This is a genomic window from Scardovia wiggsiae F0424, assembly GCF_000269605.1.
GTDB classification, from domain to species: Bacteria; Actinomycetota; Actinomycetes; order Actinomycetales; family Bifidobacteriaceae; genus Scardovia; species Scardovia wiggsiae.
This window is the reverse complement of record NZ_AKCI01000001.1, coordinates 857,390-876,032: the sequence shown is the minus strand read 5'-3', so window position 1 is coordinate 876,032 and position 18,643 is coordinate 857,390. Positions and strand designations below refer to the sequence as shown.

Below are 18,643 nucleotides of genomic sequence, written 5' to 3'. Positions count from 1 at the left end.
GGCAGGAGTATGCGCGGACCCATTACACAAAAATTGTTAAGCCTTATTCCTAATATAAAAGGTATGGCATTGACCCAAGAACAGCTTGACGCTATCCGCAGACGTGTCCCGGCTCGTCCCGAAAGCAGTATTCCAACCCCGTATGAAGACTTGGCGCGTGAAATACTTATGACCGGTACTCTGAAATCTGACCGCACGGGCACGGGGACGATCTCACTCTTTGGGAAGCAGATGCGTTTCGATCTGCAGGATTCATTCCCCATGATAACTACCAAATCTGTGTATTTCAAAGGCGTAGCGTACGAGCTGCTGTGGTTCCTGCGGGGGTCGAGCAATGTGCGCTGGCTCCAGGAGAACAATGTCCATATCTGGGATGAGTGGGCAGACCCGGAGACCGGCGAGCTTGGGCCAGTCTACGGCGTACAGTGGCGCAGCTGGCCTGCACCGACGCAGGAAGACCCTAAGCGGACTATCGACCAGATCGCCAATGTCCTTGAGCTCATCAGGGACCATCCTGATTCCCGGCGGATGGTCGTTTCGGCGTGGAACCCTGCAGAAGTCGAGTATATGGCTTTGCCCCCCTGCCATGCGCTTTTCCAGTTCTATGTTGCTGACGGGAAACTCAGCTGCCAGCTCTATCAGCGTTCGGCAGACATGTTCCTTGGAGTGCCTTTCAATATTGCTTCTTATTCTCTGCTTACATGCATGATGGCCCAGCAGGCGGATCTGGAGCCCGGGGAATTTGTCTGGACCGGCGGGGACTGCCATATTTACGACAACCATGTTGAGCAGTTCCTTGAGCAGCTTGGGCGCGAACCGTATCCGTATCCCACTCTGGAGATCGACAAAGCCCCTTCGATCGGGGAGTATGCATACGGGGATTTCCACGTTATCAATTATGTGCATCATCCTAAGATCTCAGCACCTGTAGCGGTTTAGGCGGGCCTGGTACTGCTGCTGTAATAGCCCGTGTAGTGTATGATGATGTGAGTAGCAAAAAGGAGTATGTCCATTATGGAGCATGATAGTAGCCGCAGCGGTTACCACCAACCCAGGCCCGAGCCAGACGGGCCAGAGTTTTCTGACGATGCATGGGACGATGAAGAGCCCGAAGAGGGCGGTATTGATACGGTGCCGAAGCTCAATCTGATTTGGGCTCAGGCATATTCGCAGCTGGGGCAGCCCGGCGCAATTGGTGCGCGTGGTGCTATACCGTGGCATCTGAAAGAGGATCTCCAGCATTTCAAAGAGCTTACTGTCCTGCATCCTGTCATCATGGGGCGCAGGACGTGGGAGTCGATCGATCCGCAGTACAGGCCGCTTTCCCAGCGTGATAATATCGTAGTTTCGCGGGATATGGGATATAAGGCCCCTGGAGCGTCTGTAGTGGACAGTATTGATGAGGCGCTGCATATGGCGTCTCAGCCGGCGATCCCGGATGACGGCATATTGCGGGGGGAGATTTGGGCTATCGGCGGGGCACAACTGTACAACGGCCTTATCTATCGTGCAGATAATATCTATATAACAGATATTGATGTTGCTGTTGAAGCGGATGCTTTTGCTCCGGATATTGACGACCTGCTGCAGCGCGGCGTATTCGAAGTGGTTTCTGACAGCGGCTGGATGGTCCCGTCGGGGCAGGGGGATATCCCGCGGTACCGTTTCCGGACACTGCACCGTAATGATTCCAGGTATGCTGCTGAATGATGGTGCTGCCGGGCACAGGGTTGCAATAGCCAAATAAAATAGAAAATAGCCCAGGCCAGAGTAAATGGGCAGGGCAGCGCAACAGTGCCCTGCGGGGCTGAGCTGCTAATAGCAGTTTGCGGGTTCCTGTAAAGGAGTTCCTGTAAGGGGGGAAACAAGATATGCCGACTGACGGAAAATATACAGTGATGACAGTATGTACAGGGAATATCTGCCGGTCTCCTATGGCAGAGATAGTGCTGCGCAAATATGTTGCTGATGCCGGATTGGACGGTTCCGTGGAAGTCCGTTCCAGCGGAGTCAGTTCTGAGGAACAGGGGAACCCTATAGATCCCCGTGCCCGGCGTGTGCTCCGTGAGCGGGGGTATGGCCTGCCCGGCAGCCATTACGCTCATCGGATCACTGCTGATGAGATTAGGAGCACGGATCTGTTCCTGCCCATGACCGCAGCGCATATGCGGTCGCTGCTGCGTCAGATACCGTCTGGCGATGCGGGGAAAGTCCATATGTACCGTTCTTTTGACCCGAAGCTTCCTCAGCCGGAAGCCGGGAATGAGGAGACTATTGACCTTGCTGACCCATGGTACGGCGGTCCTGAAGATTTTGAAACCGCTATGGACCAGATCGAAACTGCTGCACCGTATATCGTCGGCTGGATCAGACGACGGCTGCAGGCGAATACAAACTGACATGAATCAACCGTCAGGCGATATTCCGGCGGTCCTCCGTGTCCTCTTAATACGGATATCGGGGAGCGGAGTCAGATATCTGTGCAGAGGTACCGGCTGGAGAGAGATTCTGTAACCGTATACTGTACTGTATTTTGATATTTTGTAAGGCTGTTCGGTGACGTGCTGGACAGCCTTTACTGTTTATGATGAAAAATAGTGAGTGTATATGATTGTCTGCAGACCCTGGTGGTAAAACACGCAGATACAAAATACAATTCCGCATTTTTCCACAATTCCTGTTTTTGTATCTGCGTGTTTTACCACCATGAGGTTGCTGTCAGACATGTGCCAAGGACAGTGCCTGCGCCCGCAGCGGTGTTTATATAGGATTTTGTGTGAGCAGCTGTCTCAGGATATACCAGCTGGATATAAAACAAAAATGAAAGGGCCCCGCATGCGCAGGGCCCTTTCATGTGCTGTGGCTCCGAGCGGTATCGATCCGCTGACCTCACGATTTTCAGTCGTACGCTCTACCAACTGAGCTACAGAGCCATGGAGCGTCAAAAAAACCCGGAGAAACCGGGTCCTGCTCCAAGCGACTCCGACCGGACTTGAACCGGCGACCTCCGCCGTGACAGGGCGGCGCTCTAACCAACTGAGCTACGGAGCCACAGCTGCATTTCGCAACCGAGTAGAAATATTACATGAACGGTTGGTCAAGTGCAAGCATCGGCATGTTGCAGGAGCTTCAGCCCACCTGTTTCCATGCATCAACGTCAATATGATGGTCAGGGTTGGCCTGCCACGCCTGCCATGCCGACTCTACAATATCGTGCACATCGTGCTGGGCATACCATCCCATTTCAGTATTGATACGCTCAGGGGAACCGATAAGATGCGGAGGGTCGCCTGCGCGGCGTTCTTTGACGGTCTCGGTAAAAGGCAGCCCTGTCACTTTCTTGACTTCATCAACGATCTCGCGCACAGATGTGCCTTTGCCTGTACCGACGTTGAATGCGTCGTACGCACGTTCGTCGCGGTCAAGATAGCGCATAGCCGCCACATGGGCATCGGCCAGGTCGGACACGTGTATGTAGTCCCGGACACAGGTGCCGTCGGGGGTAGGGTAATCATCCCCGAAAATCGCCGGGGCAAGCCCCTTCTTCAAACGGTCAAATACCATAGGCACAAGGTTAAGAATCGCCGGGTCCTCAAGCTCTGCAGGGCCGCATCCCGCAACGTTGAAATAGCGCAGCGCACAGAAGCGGATGCCGAAAGCGCTGGCGCAGGCGCGCCCCATCCACTCGCCGAAAAGCTTCGTCTGCCCGTAAGGGTTGATAGGGATCATAGGGATAACATCTTCAGGGACAACATCTACAGGCGGTACGCCATAGGTCGCCGCTGAGCTTGAGAAAACGAGCTTCTGTGCCCCGGAATCTTTCATCGCCTGGAGTACATTGAGCATCCCGTTGATATTCTGCTGATAGTACCACAGAGGTTTTTCAACGGATTCGCCCACCTGCTTGCGGGCAGCGAAATGGATAACCGTATCCACATTATGCTCGCGCATGATCTCTGCCATACGTTTATCAGCCCCTGCGGCGGAAATATCCATGCCATAGAGGCGTGCACCTTCGATCCGGTCGGGCTTCCCGTAGCTGAGGTCGTCAACAACGACTGCTTCATCTTTAGCCTGGTGCAATGCATGTACGACATGGGCACCTATATATCCGCATCCGCCTGTAACAAGGACTGTCATTTTTCTTCCAATCTGTGAGCTTCTATTGCCGCCACTATCATAACTCGGAGCACATATCTCGGGGTGAGGAAGGGTATGCGTGATTCACGCCCGCCCTTACAATATCCTTTATGACAGATTTTACGTCCTCTGCAGGCCTGCCGGACGGCGGCAGCGGGAAGGGGCATCATACCAGATCGATAGTTTCTTTCGTGCGTCGCTCTTCACACCTGGACAGGCGCCTGCAGAATGCATGGGATGATTATGCGGACAGTTTCCTTCTGGATTTTAGTGATTTTGGCGAAACAGAATATGATTTGGGCATGCCGCGGGGATTCGTATTCTCCCGCAGTTCCATAAGCAGGATTTGGAAGAACAGCAACCCGCTCATAGTAGAAGTAGGCTCAGGCCAGGGCGAGAATATCACTGCTGCCGCGCTGTCCCATCCGGATAATAATTACCTTGCCTTAGAGGTCTATAAGCCTGGCGTGGCCCACACAATGCTGCTTGGGGGGAAAAACGGGCTGACGAATGTTAAGGTTGCGCAGGTCAATGCCCCCGAGTTCTTTGCGGCAGTGCAGCCGGGCACAGTCAGGGAAGTATGGACATTTTTCCCTGATCCCTGGCCGAAGACAAAACACCATAAGCGCCGCCTTATCCAGGGGAAGTTTGCGCATTCGGTAGGTACTGCTCTGGAAGACGGCTGTATGTGGAGGATCGCTACGGATATTGACGATTATGCTTTGCATATCCATGAGGTTATGGATCACAGGGATGACTTCACGAATACAGGCACCCTGACGGTCAGCCTCCCGGTGGAGCATGTCAGCAAGGGGAACGCTGACAGGGCGTACTTGCTTGAGCATGCCGATTTCCAGGAATCCCACCGTTTCGAGGGCAGGATACTCACAAATTTTGAAAAGAAAGGTCTCGCAGCGGGCCGGACGATCCATGATTTTACGTTCCATGCACGCCATGGGATATCTGGATACGAATAGCCTGGCGGCGCAGTGTCGGCGCGCTGCCAGGCTGGGGTGCGTACCCCGGCTTCCGGGCCGTGCCGGCTGCGGAATACCGGGACGCGCCCTATTTGCGTAAATCTACACCTGCGTATATCCTGTATCAAGTGCGCCCCCGTCGTCTAACGGTTAGGACACCAGACTTTCAATCTGACAACAGGAGTTCGACTCTCCTCGGGGGTACCGGTTTCACCCTTGCGCATAGCGTGCAAGGATCCGCTGGATATGGGGCATAATGCGGTGCATAACATACAGGTTAGTGTAGGCAATAAGCATAGCGGCACCAAAATAGGTCAGCGTCAGCCAGTCCATTGTCCAGTAATGGGAAATAAGAAGCAGCATAACAGGAAGCTGTACGGTAACTGTCACAACTCCGGGGACATATCCTTTGAACCGTAAGCACATCGTGTAATGCATAATGAAATGGAGCATGTATGCGATGCAGAAGCTGAGGTAAAGCCTGCTATTATGGTTCAGCTCGCAGAACGCCGAGACTAGGAGGAGTACGGTGAACTCTTCCAGTACCCCTACGCTGAATGCGGAGCCGTCGGTAACTTTCCCAAAGAAGCTGCCGATTTTCGTTTCTTTCAGGGAAATGAATTTTGTCCTCTTTTTCCATAACGGCATAAAAATCATTTCTTCAAAATCGTGGAGCAGGAACAGTATAGGCAAGCTCCAATAATGGAATAGGATCAGCATAATTTATTTCCTCCTGAACTTATATAACGGAATTCGTTTATACTATAGAAAGCGGGCCATGCAGCAGCAAGCGGATTTCGGGAAAAGGTACAGATCAGCGGATAGTGTGTCAGCGGAATAAGGAGAAAAATGGACAGCCGGGTATACCAGTCCAAGATCCGGATAACAGAAGCGCTCCTCCGGTTAATGGAAAGTGATGATTTCAGCGCTTTGACTGTTTCTGAGATCACAGCCCATGCCCATGTATCCCGCAATACGTTCTATCGCCATTTTACAGATAAATATTCTGTGGTCGAATTCTTTGTGGAGTGGCTGCTGGACAGTTATCTGGCTGAAGTCAGGCGGCAGGGGGTAATGGATTTTGAAAGCCTGCTGGTACTGTATTTTACATTCTGGAAAGAGCGGAGGAAGTATATCGGCCTTCTGAAGCGGCACCATCTTCTGGATATGGTTTTCGATGTACAGAGAAAGAAATTCCTCAGGGCCCTGCCCGGTTCCAGTCTTCCTTGGCATGGGATCCATGGCGTAGACGAGACTTGTGTCAACTTGATCGTTATCGGCGGGACATGGACAGTCCTCCTCTACTGGCTGGAAGGCGGGATGAAGCTGGAAGCCTCAGATATCACGCACAGGATTTTGCGTGAGCTGAGATTTTATACACAGTATATTGGCGATAGGGGCCCGGTAACCCGACAGGCATAAACGGTACGGCGGGCGTGTACATCGGCATGCCCGGCATGGGCGGTGATGCCGATGGCCTGGGCTAAGGGTTGAGCACCTGCCCGGGGAATTCCATCTTGTCTTTTTCGGCAAGTTCGATCCATTCTTTGATCCACATTTCTTCCGCAGGGTCAATATCATGCCGTTCCAGATGCTTCTGATAGGTGGAGTAGAAGGCACGGATCGCCGGATACAGCGCAGTCAGCGTGTATTCGGGCCGTTTTTCGCGCCAGTGCCGGGGATGCGCCGCGAAAGTATTCTTGAAGCGCTTCATATAAGCGAGGAACGATGACAGCTCGGTATCCATACGGCGCGCGCTGCAGGCTACGATCATACTGGGGCTGTATACAGTCTCGAAATCATGGTCGAACATGTGCAGGGAAATATCGATATCTTCATGCATGATATCTTCCTTATCTCGGCATACTTCGCCTTTTATCGCTTCCCATGCCGACCTGCGGATGGCCATATTTGAGCCGTACAGCAGTTGTCGTTTGCCGTCGGCGATATAGATGCGCTTACGGATGGAATTATCCCCGGCAAGGCTGATATTTTTCCCCGGCATATCATAATAAGTGCAGGGACCCGTGGCGCCCATGGCCTCAGGGTTCTCTTCAAAGAGCTTGCTGACCACTTCTACCCAGTCAGGCTTTATCATGCAGTCGGCATCAAAACGTCCGAGCACATCCCCCGTTGCATAAGTGAAACCGGCGTTGCGGGTCGGTATCAGCCCCTGCTCTTCATCCTGATGGAGCAGGACCACATTGCTGTGAGGGTTGTCTTTTATGAACTGTTCAACAATCTGGCCGGTACCGTCGGTTGACTTATTGTCAACAACAATAACTTCATGGGCAGGGACCGTCTGCGCCGTAGCATTGAGCAGGCACTGCGCAATACGGTCAGATTCGTTCCATGCAGGAATAATTATTGAAACTGAGGTCATGGATTCCATTATAAGCAGATATATGCCATGGGATGATCCCGTCTGCCGTTTTATCCCCAAGTGTTCTGTATCCCGGATATACTCTGTACGATTATGCAGTATCGTTCTATCGCCTGTGCGATAATAGGGGCAGTTATAAAAGCACGCACATTGGACAGGAGCTGGCAAAAGGTACAGATATGAGCAGTGATCAGCCGGGGAACAATAACAGTAATGATGGCAGCAGGACAGTAAATATTTCTGATACAAGCGCCATCCGGCGCATTGACCTTGCTACGATCTTCCCGTCGAAGGGCGATCCGCGCAGGCCTCCTGAGTGGCTGGGGCGCGCATTGCTGTATGCAGTGATCGCAGTTTATCTTGCTATCTTTGTGTGGAATTCATGGCCCAAAATCGAAAATGTCGTTTTTTACGTTATCGTAGCGCTTTTTATTGCGCTGGCACTGGAGCCTCTGATCCTGCGGCTTATCAGGCATGGGTGGAGGCGTGGTGCAGCCGCAGGCGTTGTGCTTATAGGTTTTGTGGTGCTGTGCGCAGTTTTTTTCTCGATGTTTGGCGTGCTTCTTGTACAGCAGCTTACAACAATGATCGAGGGGCTTCCCGATACGTACAGGAATATCCGTCAGAGTATTTTGGATATGTCGGGGTACCGTCTTCCGGAGATCAAGGATCTGAGTTCCAGCATTATGTCGTTCTTCAATACGAACGGCATGCAGGAATACCTGACCCGGGCTTACTCTACCGTTTCTTCGCTTATTTCCGGGCTGTTCGCAGTCCTGACGATCCTTCTGGTCACATACTATATCTGTGCTGCAGGCCCTAAGATGAGAAGGGGCCTGTGCAAGTGGATTCCCCGTAAATCCCAGCGTAAATTCATTGTTGTATGGACCACGGTACAGACCCAGATATCGAATTACCTGTACAGCCGGTTCATCCTTGCTATCCTGAACGGGACTTTCCTGGCAATCTTTATGATCATCCTGAAGATCCCGTACTGGCTGCCGCTGTCGATCTTCTGCGGGCTTGTATCACAGTTTATCCCTACTATCGGCACATATATCGGTGCTGTAGTCCCTATGGTCTCGGCATGGAGCACCAACGGCTGGCCGTATGCAGTCTATCTGCTGATCTACATAACGGTGTACCAGCAGATTGAGAATATGATCCTGTCGCCGCGTATCTCAAAAGATACGATGGATATCAATCCGGCTATAGCATTCCTGTCAGTATTCTTCTTCGGCGGGCTGTTCGGCGCTTTGGGCGCATTCCTTGCACTGCCTATAACTGCAAGCCTCCAGGCCCTTCTGAGCGCGTATACGCGCAGCTATGACCTCATAGATTCTGATCTGCTTGATGATCCTAGGCCGGTGAAAAAATCCGGTATTGTCTCCGGGGCTGAAATGATCGAAAAGAATGTAATACAGCCGATCGCTGAACATATGCCGCGCAGTTCCCGGGGCTCATCCGCAAATATTATGGCTGACAGTGTTGCTGACCTGCGAAGGCGCGCAGGGGAGCAGGATCCGGCCACGTACCGTACTTCCGAAGAGGAAGATGCATCAGAAACAGTTGCTATCCCGCAGAAGGGCAGTGCAGGGTATGGCAGAGGAGGATCGGGCAAGCGGCCTGTTATTGGCGCGCAGGGACCGGACGATGATGACGAACAGCCCGCAGTAGTCCCTGTCAGCAGTAACGTGCTTGGCAGCGCTACCGGTAAAGGCCAGGATGAAGCTGACGGAAAAGATACCGGAAAAGCAGTTGGTACCAAAACTGGTACAGGGAGCCGCAGGCAGCAGCATAAGCGTTCCAGAGGCAGGGGCGCCCGGGGGCAGTGGAAATAATGGTCCTTCTGCAATTCCTTGATGTTGTTATCCTTATCCTTGGCATACTGAGCTTCGGGTATCAGGTGCTTTACTTTATTGCCGGGTTTTTCGGCAAACCGCAGAAGTATGCAGCTGCACCGCAGGATAAACATTATGCGGTCCTGATTTCAGCGCGGAATGAGTCGCAGGTCATCGGCAACCTTATAGGGTCCCTGCATAAACAGACATACCCCTCAGAGCTTGTAGATATATGGGTCGTCGCCGATAACTGCACGGATGATACGGCTGATGTGTGCCGGGGCCTGGGATGCCGCGTACTTGAAAGGTTCAACCAGGAGCAGGTGGGCAAGGGATACGCATTGAAATTCCTGTTCAACTATATGCGCGACAGGAAGTTCAGCGATATTTATGATGCGTACTTTATTTTTGATGCCGATAACCTTCTTGATCCGAAGTACATTGAAGAAATGAACAATGCTTTCCAGCAGGGTTATGATGCCGTTACCAGCTACAGGAATTCCACGAACCTTGCGGAGAACTGGGTATCTGCCGGTTCGGCACTATGGTTCATCTTCCAGTCCCGCCTGCTGAATGCCGGACGCTCTATCCTGGGGAATAACGGCTGGATCGGCGGCACCGGTTTTATGTTTTCAAAAAAAATCATGGAACGCAATGCCGGCTGGAAATTCCATCTGCTGACCGAAGATGTGGAATTTACCATGGACTGCATCTTAAGCGGAGACCACATTGGATATTGCTCAACAGCTGTGTTCTATGACGAACAGCCCGCATCCTTCAAACAGAGCTGGAACCAGAGGGTGCGCTGGAGCAAAGGGTTCCTTCAGGTGTTCCGGTACTACGGGCTGAGCATGATCCGCTGGTCGATCCGTGAACGCGACCTGTCTGCAATGGATCTGACGCTTATTATCTGCCCCTTCATGGTGATCTCCCTGATCAGGTTTGCCCTCAGCATCCTTTACGCTGCACTTGGGTATGTATCGTGGGAAAGCCAGCTGGCGAATTTCTCGACATACTGGGTGTCGCTGGTCGGCACAGTGGTCGGGTTCACAGTCCTGGCGGTTTTCGTCTGCATCCTTGAACGGAAAAAGATCAACGCTACAAACCGGGAGCTTGTCGCCTACTGCCTGAGCTTCCCCTGGTTTATGCTCAGCTATGTCCCTATCTCCTTCGTGGCGATTTTCTCCAAGTCCCAGTGGAAGCCTATTACGCATAAAGGTACAGGTGCGGCAGGCAAAGAGGATAAGTAGGATGCCATGGTATATTCCGCAGAGATAAAACGTGCTGTCGGCCTTGTCCGTGAGGCTCTGGGGAACAGCGGCGTCACCCTGCAGTCCGGCGAATTCCGTGAGCATGGGAACCACACTCCGCACGCTGATTCCCCTCTGGTCCTGGTGGCATGTTCAGGCGGGCGCGATTCCATGGCGCTGGCTTATATTTCCCGTATCGTCTGCTCCAGCATTGGCGTGCGGTGCGGTGCGGTGGTCGTAGACCACCATCTTCAGGAAGGCTCCGCTCAGGCAGCGTGCACTGCAGCCCGGCAGTGCACGGAACTGGGCCTGGACCCGGTGATCATTGCTGATGCCCAGGTGCAGGCTACGGGCTTAGGGGAGGAGTCTGATGCCCGGGATGCGCGGTTCGATGAGCTTATCGCTGCAGCCCATAAGCACAGCTCTGCTGTAGTGCTGCTTGCCCATACATCCACGGACCAGGCGGAGACGGTTGCCATCGGGCTGCTAAGGGCACCAACTGTTTCAGCGCTTGCCGGGATGCCCTCCAGCATTGAAAAAGGCGGTGTTACATTCCTGCGGCCCTTCCTCAAAGGCCTGGCCCGGCAGGATACTACCCGCATATGCGAAAACGCGGGCATTTCATGGTGGGATGATCCCACAAATGCCGAAGCGCTGTCCCCTGATGAGCTCAGCAGCGGGCAGTTCCCGTTGAGATCCCGTATCCGGCAGGACCTTATGCCGTATCTGGCCGGTTTTGCGAGGAAAGATATTTCGGGCCTCTGGTCGCACTATACAGACGTCAACCGGCAGGACCGTGATTATATCGACAGCCATGCTGCAGCGGCATACAGGCAGTCGGTCCGTGAATATCCTGCAGTATGGGACGGGCACCGGCTGGTCCGGGCTGGCGGGGCAGGCGGAGCAGGCGGAGCTGATACGCAGGATGGCTGCAGCCCCCAGGATCTTGCGGCACTTGGGGGATACCTCCGGCAATATGGGCTGGAAAGCCGGGCAGATATTTCCGTCTACGAGCTGCTGGGCTACAGCAGCCTGCATCCGGCTATACGGTCGCGCATCCTCATAAAAATTCTGGAATCCTGGGGGATCCACCCTGTGGAGAAACTCGTATCAGAATATGATGATTTCCTGGCGTATAAACGGGTTTCGGGTCCCTTCCCGCGGATATCGGCAGAAAACGGACATCCATATGGGGCCGATGTTTTCGCAGCAAAAACCCGTGATAAGCGTTTCTGGATATATATTATCGGAAAAAATCGCAGAACTTTGGATAAAACCTAAGGAACCTTTCAGCGAAAGCCGTTTCTAACGTCATTCATTTATGACAGAATAATACCTATGCAAATCAAAGACATACAAGACGATATTGATGAAGAACTGATATCGCATGATGCTCTTGAGAGAAGGATAGTTGATGTGGCTGCCGCCGTAAGCCGTGATTATGAAGGGAAAAATCCGCTCCTTATAGCGGTGCTCAAAGGTGCTGCCAACGTTATGGTTACTTTTTCCCAGGCTATGAGCATCCCCCTTGAAATCGACTATATGAGCTTATCAAGTTATGGTTCCGGGACAGAATCGAGCGGGAAGATCACCGTACGCGAAGACCTGACTACTGATGTGGCAGGCCGTCATGTGCTGATAGTCGAAGATATTGTGGATTCCGGATACACTCTGAACTGGCTTGTGGGGGAACTGAACAGGCGCGGTGCAGCGTCTGTCGAGATCTTTGCGATGCTGGAGAAGCCTGCACGCAGGAAATATCATGTTGATGTTAAATACAGGGGGTTTGAGATCCCCGATAAATTTGTTGTGGGATATGGCCTGGATTATAACGAGTATTACCGTAACCTTAATTCCATAGCAGTGCTTAAACCATCGGTATACATAGAAGGAGAATGCGCATGACTTACGGACGTGATCCGCAGCGCCGCAACCCGTTATCAGGAAACCCATTCCAGCAGGACCCGGCTGATAAGGGGGACGGGCAGGGCAACAGCAGCAACCCCAATGGGAATAAGGGGAACGGTCCTAATGCCGGGCGCCCATGGTGGAGGAATACTGTTATCTGGGTACTGATGCTGGCAGTCCTTGTAGCGGGGGTTTTCTTTTTTGTCAACCGGAACAACAGGAATACCCCTGTTATCACTACCGAGCAGGGGATAGCCCTCCTTCAGGGGAAATCTGCTAAAGGTACTTCAAAAAATGCTCCGAAATATACTATACGGTATGTAAAAGTATCCAACGGGATATCGCCGAATGTTGAGATATGGCTTGACCAGGACTATAAAGTTAACGTTTATAACCCTAATTCACCTGACAGAAGTATCAGGAACAAGAATTACGGGAAAACCGTCAAGTTCTATTTTGTCAGCGGTCAGACGCAGCAGATACTGGACATCGTGCAGAATGCGAAAGCACAGCACGGGTTTGATTCCACAACGGTAACGGAAAATAATTTCTGGGCTGTCCTTATTACAAGTGTCCTCCCGCTTGTCCTTCTGTTTGTCGCCATGTGGTGGCTGTTCAGAAGGATGGGCGACGGGACAGGCGAGATGTTTGGTCTGGGAAGCCCTAAGAATAAAAAACTGCTTGAAGGCGAAGTGCCGCAGACGAGGTTCTCCGATGTTGCGGGTGAAGAGGCTGCCGTCCAGGAAGTTGAAGAGATACGTGATTTCCTGAAGGACCCGGGCAAATACCGCAAGCTCGGGGCTCGGATACCGCGGGGCGTGCTCCTGTACGGGCAGCCGGGTACGGGTAAAACCCTTCTGGCCCGTGCAATCGCAGGCGAGGCGGGGGCGCCGTTCTATTCCATGGCCGGATCAGATTTCGTTGAGATGTTTGTGGGGCTTGGAGCTTCGCGTGTCCGTGACCTGTTCGAGGAAGCCAAGAAGACTGCGCCCGCGATCATCTTCATTGATGAGATCGATGCTGTTGGACGCCGCCGCGGTTCAAGCGCTTCAGGCGGAGTGGATGAGCGTGAACAGACCCTCAACCAGCTTCTGGTGGAAATGGACGGTTTCAAGAACGATACAGACCTGATCGTTATCGCTGCCACCAACCGGCCGGATGTCCTGGATCCTGCGCTTATGCGCCCGGGGCGTTTCGACCGCCAGGTAGCCGTGGAGGCCCCTGATCTTGCCGGGCGTGAAGCGATCCTGAAAGTCCATGCCAAGGGCAAGCCTTTTGTCCCTGATGTTGATCTGCATACAGTTGCCGTACGCACCCCCGGTTTTACCGGTGCCGATCTGGCAAATGTGCTTAATGAAGCTGCTTTGCTTACAGCCCGTTCCAACGCGGACCTTATCGACAACAGGGCTATCGATGAGGCGATCGACCGTGTGATGTCCGGCCCGCGGCGCAGGTCGAACGGCATGGCGCTGCGCGAGCTGCGCAACACCGCGTACCATGAGGGCGGGCATGCTATGGTTGCGGCTGCTCTGCACCATACAGACCCTGTCACTAAAGTGACTATCCTTCCGCGCGGGCGTGCGCTTGGATACACAGCTGTTATGCCTACAGAAGACCGTTATTCCCAGACGCGCAATGAGCTTCTCGACCAGCTGGCTTATGCGATGGGCGGGCGTGCCGCTGAAGAAGTGGTTTTCCACGATCCCAGTACAGGGGCTTCCAATGATATTGAGCATGCCACGCAGATAGCACGCGCAATGGTACTGGAGTATGGTTTCTCTTCGAAGCTGGGATCTGTGAAATGGGAAGACAGCCAGCAGGAAGGCGGCCTGGAAGACCTCAAGGACAGGCGTCTCTCTGACGAGACCGCGCGCACTATTGATGAAGAAGTCCGCCAGCTTATTGAAACAGCGCACACGGAGGCGTGGAAAATCATTTCCGAGAACCGTGATGTACTTGATGAGCTTGTCCGCCAGCTGCTGGTCAAGGAGACCCTCAACCGTGAAGAGCTTGATGAAGTGTTCAAGGGCTTGAAGAAGGCTCCGGAACGGGAGCTGTGGCTTTCAGACAGCAGCCGCCCTGATTCAGATTTGCCTCCCGTCCCCATCCCTGAGAACTTGCGGAGTTCAGTTGCTGTAGATGCTACTTCAGGCAGTGCCGGCACTGATGGCAGCAGCAACGGTGCAGGTACGGATACCCCTGCCCCTGCACAGGGGACGGAGCCGTCTGCAGGCCATGCCCAGGGGGTACAGGGATTCCAGGACCCGGCTCAGGGGCAGCAGGGTCAGGGTCAGCAGCTTCCAGGAGGGGGATCGATGCAGGGGCAGGCTCCTGTCCAGGATGGGCAATACCCCAATACAGGGGCCGGTACACCTGTGCAGCCGGCTCCATCACTCCAGATGCCGCCTCTGCCTCAGCCAGGCCAGGCACCATGGGGGAGCCAGCAGCAGGCAGGGGAAGCCCAGCCCGATAATAACGGGGATAACGGGAATAATGGGGATGGCCCCTATCCGGATACCCAGCAGCATGATCCGGAAAACCGGGAAAGCGGTGCATCCGAAGAAGGCGGGCAACAGCCTACCAGGTAACTGTGAACTGCTGCTTGGTCTGTAGCTGTATGAGGATATTAGAAAATGGGAAAGAGCCTGATATGGAAACTGTGCTGGCCATAAACGGGCGTATCAATGCGGTAATTGGGATACCCGTATCGCGTACGCTTGTTATGGGTGTGCTGAATGTTACTGAAGACTCATTTTCTGATGGCGGTATATGGCTGCGTACTGAAGACGCGGTCCGGCATGCGCATGATATGGCTGAACAAGGCGCTGATATTATTGATATCGGTGCCGAATCGACCCGCCCCGGTGCCCGCCGGGTCCCTGAAGATGTAGAGGAACAGCGTGTGCTTGGGGTACTGGCTGCCTTAGCCGGATCTGATAGCGGCAGGCACATGGTGCCTGTTTCTGTTGATACGACACGGTCAAAAGTCGCCGATTCTGCCTTGAAGCATGGGGCTGCAATCATCAATGATGTGTCCGGCGGGCAGCTTGACCCGGAACTTCCTCATGTTGCTGCCGCATACGGCTGCCCCTATATTGTGCAGCACTGGCGCGGCTGGCTGGATCCCGGCGCTGCCGGCGGCTCTGAGATATACGGGAATGGCGTTGTCAATGACGTGTATGCAGAACTTATGCATCAGGTGGATGCTGTCCGCGCTGCAGGGGTCAGCGACGAAAGGATCATTATTGACCCGGGGCTCGGCTTTTCCAAGCCTGAGATATCCCACAACCTGCCGCTTATCAGTTCTCTTGCCAGATTCCAGGCAGCAGGGTATCCGGTGCTCATAGGCCATTCCCGCAAAAGGTTTATTGGCAGTATCGCCTCCGGCCCTTATCCTGATCCTGCGCGTAGGGGCCAGGGCAGCACCGTGAAGGGGAAGCCTGTGCCACAGCAGGATGATGTGAGCCTTGATGATAAAGATGCTGTAACGGCAGGGCTGAGCGCACTTATCGCCGAGCGCGGGGCGTGGGCGGTACGGGTGCATGATGTGCGCAGGAATGTATGTGCGGTCGCTGCGGGGGATATTCTGCGGCACTATATGGGGAAGTGACGGTGAAGGATGGACAGGATAACACTTACAGGCATCCATGCATACGGTACCCATGGTTTGTACGGCACCGGCAGCAGTCCGCAGGCCCGGCAGCTGTTTTCCGTGGATGTCATCATGTATCTGGATCTGTTTGATGCTGTCCGCAGCGATGAGCTTGTAGACACAGTCAATTATGATCAGATAGCTTCCCGGGTCATATCAGTGGTCGGAGGAGACCATGTTGATCTGCTCGAAAGGCTTGCCCAGAAAATCGCCGATGCTGTCCTTCTGTCATACCGTGTACAGAAAGTTGCTGTAACAGTGCATAAAACTGCCGCGGGATCCTCTGGGGCACTGTTTGATGATGTAAGCGTATCTATTGAGCGCCAGTCACAGGATTATAATGTGCAGGCTGAGCTGTCCGCCGAAACAGCCGAGAGCGCCGGGAAAGGGAATGCGGGGTCAGCAGCCAGCGGAGCGTTTACCGCGTACGGGGATGGAAACCGTATGCCGCCGGACAGCCGCTCTGTGGGTGATGCCGGCGTGCCCGGCGCACCGCAATCACCTGCTGTGCATCATGCTGTTATTGCGATGGGTGCAAACCTGGGCAACTGCGAACAGGCTTTGCGAAGTGCAGTGGTATCGATTGATGCCATACCCGGGAACCAGGTGACCGGCATATCCCCGCTGTACAGGACTGCTCCCTGGGGGATGCCGGATGGTACCCCTGATTTCTTCAATGCTGTAGTCCAGGTGGACACGACGCATAGTGCTGAAGAGCTCCTTGACAGCCTGCATATGATCGAATCCGCGCATGGGCGGTCCCGTGAAGTGCACTGGGGGTCGCGCCCTCTGGATCTGGATATTATAGATTTTGATAGTATAGTGAGTGAAAGCCCCCATCTGACTTTGCCCCATCCGCGTGCATGGCAGAGGGCCTTTGTTCTTTCCCCCTGGCGTGATATTGAACCTGATGCGGTGCTCCGTGGCAAGCATGGCGGGCCGGTTGGCGAGCTCATCCTTCAGGCGCCCGACAGGGATGCTGTCAACAAAGTTTCTGATGACTGGATACTGGGAGGTTTAGCATGAAAGCACGATTCACGCCGTGGTGGCATCTTGCTGTCGCCCTTCTGCTGGGGCTGCTCGCAGGCGGCTTCCTGGAATTCCTTACAGAGCAGGCAAACATCTATCTGCTTGGTGTGCCGTGGTTCATTTCCGTTATCCTGCTCCTTGTAGGCTGCATTATCCTCTGGTTTGCATGGCAGGTGAGAAGGTATGCGAAAGGGGACCGCAAAGAGATCAACCCGCAGCAGGCGGTCAATACCCTGATCATGAGCAAGGCGTTATCCCTTGCCTGTTCGGCGCTTACGGGCTGGTATGGCGGCCAGCTGCTGCTGAGCCTGCCGCATGTGCAGATCGAATATTACAGGTCCGCTGTTATCCAGTGTGCCATAGCAATAGCAGTATGCATAGCCGATGTTATTTTTGGCATCGTCGGCGAGAGGTGGTGCAGGAGGCCTCCGTCCCCAGGGCCTGAACATCCTGAAACTAAACGTAAGGCTGCCCATAAAAAACGCCGTGCCCGTGCTGCAGGCGAATCGAACGTGAGGAGGGCATAAATGACGCATTACGAGATGAAGATGGTACGCAGCCATGAGGATGGGGAGGGTATCGCCCTTTATCGGAAGGAGGCAGGGCTGCGCGGCATAGACGCGCTGAAACTTATCCATGTGTATCCTCCGCAGGAACAGTACCCTTTGGCGAACGGCCGGTATATCAATGATGCCTCGGACCTTTTCCTTGATATCATTGACATCCTTGACGGTAATGCCGATGATTACCATGCTGTAGATACTGCTGATGCGGGATCACTCCCCGGGACCCCCGGTTCCGTGGTACATCTGAGGTCCCTGTGCACCCATGCCGCCAGGCGTGCTGCTGACGGGTCGGGCAATGCCCGCCGTTTTAAGGATGCCCGGACATTGTGGGACAAGATTGAAAAGCATGTCCTGGCGCGTATTGTTACGCCTGAAGCGCAGCCGATAACGGATGTAAGGCGCTCGCATAACTGGAAGAAAAACCAGCCTTATAAAGATATCCCTGCGAACCCTGATGCGTGGTTCGTCACAGAAGTATATTCGCGGTCTAACCCCCGGAAAGATGCGGTGAAGGCGTATCGCGGGATCAATGCTGTTTTCGAAGCCCTGCTGCGTGCTGAGGGTACTGGGGACGTTTCTTCATCAGCAGGGCAGATCCGTGAAGCTATTGCAGAAAACCTTGATTATCCGTATTATGGGGAAATCGCTGCCCTTCTTGGGGATTCTAATATGCTTGTTTTTCATAATGCCGAGTCCCTTGCCCAGTGGCTGCGTTCTGAAGCGGGGCAGCACGATGCGGTTTTCCCGGATACCCCTGTAGAAGTTTATACTGTCCCTGATAAAAGCCTTGATAAGGATGATCCGCGGTACCTTCCGGCACAGCTGCTTTCTGCTGCAGGGCATTTTGCTAATATCATCGCCCCGAAGCAGGATCTCCGTTCTTAGCTGGCTTATCCT

17 protein-coding genes and 3 tRNA genes are annotated in these 18,643 nt (G+C 53.6%); 15 read left to right on the top strand and 5 right to left on the bottom strand.

What is annotated here, in order from left to right:
* Positions 1-63: 63 nt before the first annotated feature.
* The 3 genes from HMPREF9156_RS0103915 (at position 64) to HMPREF9156_RS0103905 (ending at position 2,399) form a co-directional block, all read left to right on the top strand.
* The gene (locus HMPREF9156_RS0103915) at positions 64-939 is read left to right on the top strand and encodes a thymidylate synthase (protein WP_029246354.1); all 876 of its coding nucleotides are present in this window, start codon (positions 64-66) and stop codon (positions 937-939) included.
* A gap of 75 nt (positions 940-1,014) precedes the next feature.
* Complete coding sequence (locus tag HMPREF9156_RS0103910) at positions 1,015-1,710, top strand: dihydrofolate reductase (protein WP_007147489.1); 696 nt, start codon at positions 1,015-1,017, stop codon at positions 1,708-1,710.
* A gap of 161 nt (positions 1,711-1,871) precedes the next feature.
* A complete protein-coding gene (locus HMPREF9156_RS0103905) occupies positions 1,872-2,399 on the top strand; it encodes a low molecular weight protein-tyrosine-phosphatase (protein WP_007147488.1) in 528 nt (175 codons plus the stop codon).
* A 461-nt stretch (positions 2,400-2,860) separates the two neighbouring features.
* Here the strand turns inward: HMPREF9156_RS0103905 and HMPREF9156_RS0103895 are convergent.
* The 3 genes from HMPREF9156_RS0103895 to galE form a co-directional block, all read right to left on the bottom strand.
* Positions 2,861-2,933: transfer RNA gene (locus tag HMPREF9156_RS0103895), tRNA-Phe, on the bottom strand.
* 44 nt (positions 2,934-2,977) lie between these two features.
* Positions 2,978-3,051: transfer RNA gene (locus HMPREF9156_RS0103890), tRNA-Asp, on the bottom strand.
* A 78-nt stretch (positions 3,052-3,129) separates the two neighbouring features.
* Positions 3,130-4,140 carry a UDP-glucose 4-epimerase GalE gene (gene galE / locus HMPREF9156_RS0103885; RefSeq protein WP_007147487.1) on the bottom strand — a complete coding sequence of 337 codons (1,011 nt, stop codon included), beginning with the start codon at positions 4,138-4,140 and terminating at the stop codon, positions 3,130-3,132.
* A 110-nt stretch (positions 4,141-4,250) separates the two neighbouring features.
* Between galE and trmB the strand changes: the two genes are divergently transcribed.
* Positions 4,251-5,117: a tRNA (guanosine(46)-N7)-methyltransferase TrmB gene (gene trmB / locus HMPREF9156_RS0103880; RefSeq protein WP_007147486.1), complete on the top strand. Its 867-nt coding sequence runs from the start codon at positions 4,251-4,253 to the stop codon at positions 5,115-5,117.
* A gap of 132 nt (positions 5,118-5,249) precedes the next feature.
* Positions 5,250-5,321: transfer RNA gene (locus HMPREF9156_RS0103875), tRNA-Glu, on the top strand.
* Positions 5,322-5,327: 6 nt separating this feature from the next.
* Here HMPREF9156_RS0103875 and HMPREF9156_RS0103870 read toward each other — a convergent pair.
* Positions 5,328-5,837, bottom strand: a complete 510-nt coding sequence (locus HMPREF9156_RS0103870; protein ID WP_007147485.1) for an HXXEE domain-containing protein — start codon at positions 5,835-5,837, stop codon at positions 5,328-5,330.
* A gap of 129 nt (positions 5,838-5,966) precedes the next feature.
* Between HMPREF9156_RS0103870 and HMPREF9156_RS0103865 the strand changes: the two genes are divergently transcribed.
* Positions 5,967-6,539 carry a TetR/AcrR family transcriptional regulator gene (locus HMPREF9156_RS0103865; RefSeq protein ID WP_007147484.1) on the top strand — a complete coding sequence of 191 codons (573 nt, stop codon included), beginning with the start codon at positions 5,967-5,969 and terminating at the stop codon, positions 6,537-6,539.
* 61 nt (positions 6,540-6,600) lie between these two features.
* Here HMPREF9156_RS0103865 and HMPREF9156_RS0103860 read toward each other — a convergent pair whose 3' ends face one another.
* Complete coding sequence (locus HMPREF9156_RS0103860) at positions 6,601-7,500, bottom strand: glycosyltransferase family 2 protein (RefSeq protein WP_007147483.1); 900 nt, start codon at positions 7,498-7,500, stop codon at positions 6,601-6,603.
* Between the two features lie 179 nt (positions 7,501-7,679).
* On the opposite strand from HMPREF9156_RS0103860, the gene HMPREF9156_RS0103855 reads away from it, so the two are divergent.
* The 9 genes from HMPREF9156_RS0103855 (at position 7,680) to HMPREF9156_RS0103815 (ending at position 18,631) form a co-directional block, all read left to right on the top strand.
* Positions 7,680-9,341, top strand: coding sequence for an AI-2E family transporter (locus HMPREF9156_RS0103855; RefSeq protein ID WP_231198061.1), 1,662 nt, complete (start codon positions 7,680-7,682; stop codon positions 9,339-9,341).
* The gene (locus HMPREF9156_RS0103850; RefSeq protein ID WP_007147481.1) at positions 9,341-10,591 is read left to right on the top strand and encodes a glycosyltransferase family 2 protein; all 1,251 of its coding nucleotides are present in this window, start codon (positions 9,341-9,343) and stop codon (positions 10,589-10,591) included. Before HMPREF9156_RS0103855 ends, HMPREF9156_RS0103850 begins: the two co-directional genes overlap by 1 nt.
* A 6-nt stretch (positions 10,592-10,597) precedes the next feature.
* Positions 10,598-11,872 carry a tRNA lysidine(34) synthetase TilS gene (gene tilS, locus HMPREF9156_RS0103845; protein WP_007147480.1) on the top strand — a complete coding sequence of 425 codons (1,275 nt, stop codon included), beginning with the start codon at positions 10,598-10,600 and terminating at the stop codon, positions 11,870-11,872.
* A 57-nt stretch (positions 11,873-11,929) separates the two neighbouring features.
* A complete protein-coding gene (hpt, locus tag HMPREF9156_RS0103840; protein WP_017147473.1) occupies positions 11,930-12,496 on the top strand; it encodes a hypoxanthine phosphoribosyltransferase in 567 nt (188 codons plus the stop codon).
* Positions 12,493-15,087 carry an ATP-dependent zinc metalloprotease FtsH gene (gene ftsH, locus HMPREF9156_RS0103835; RefSeq protein ID WP_007147478.1) on the top strand — a complete coding sequence of 865 codons (2,595 nt, stop codon included), beginning with the start codon at positions 12,493-12,495 and terminating at the stop codon, positions 15,085-15,087. The genes hpt and ftsH overlap by 4 nt, the downstream gene beginning before the upstream one ends.
* A 62-nt stretch (positions 15,088-15,149) precedes the next feature.
* Entirely contained in the window at positions 15,150-16,109 is a 960-nt protein-coding gene (gene folP, locus HMPREF9156_RS0103830) for a dihydropteroate synthase (protein ID WP_007147477.1), read from the top strand.
* Between the two features lie 9 nt (positions 16,110-16,118).
* Positions 16,119-17,177, top strand: a complete 1,059-nt coding sequence (folK, locus tag HMPREF9156_RS0103825; protein WP_007147476.1) for a 2-amino-4-hydroxy-6-hydroxymethyldihydropteridine diphosphokinase — start codon at positions 16,119-16,121, stop codon at positions 17,175-17,177.
* Positions 17,174-17,707, top strand: a complete 534-nt coding sequence (locus tag HMPREF9156_RS0103820; protein ID WP_007147475.1) for a DUF3180 domain-containing protein — start codon at positions 17,174-17,176, stop codon at positions 17,705-17,707. Before folK ends, HMPREF9156_RS0103820 begins: the two co-directional genes overlap by 4 nt.
* Positions 17,708-18,631, top strand: coding sequence for a hypothetical protein (locus HMPREF9156_RS0103815; RefSeq protein ID WP_007147474.1), 924 nt, complete (start codon positions 17,708-17,710; stop codon positions 18,629-18,631).
* Positions 18,632-18,643: the final 12 nt, after the last annotated feature.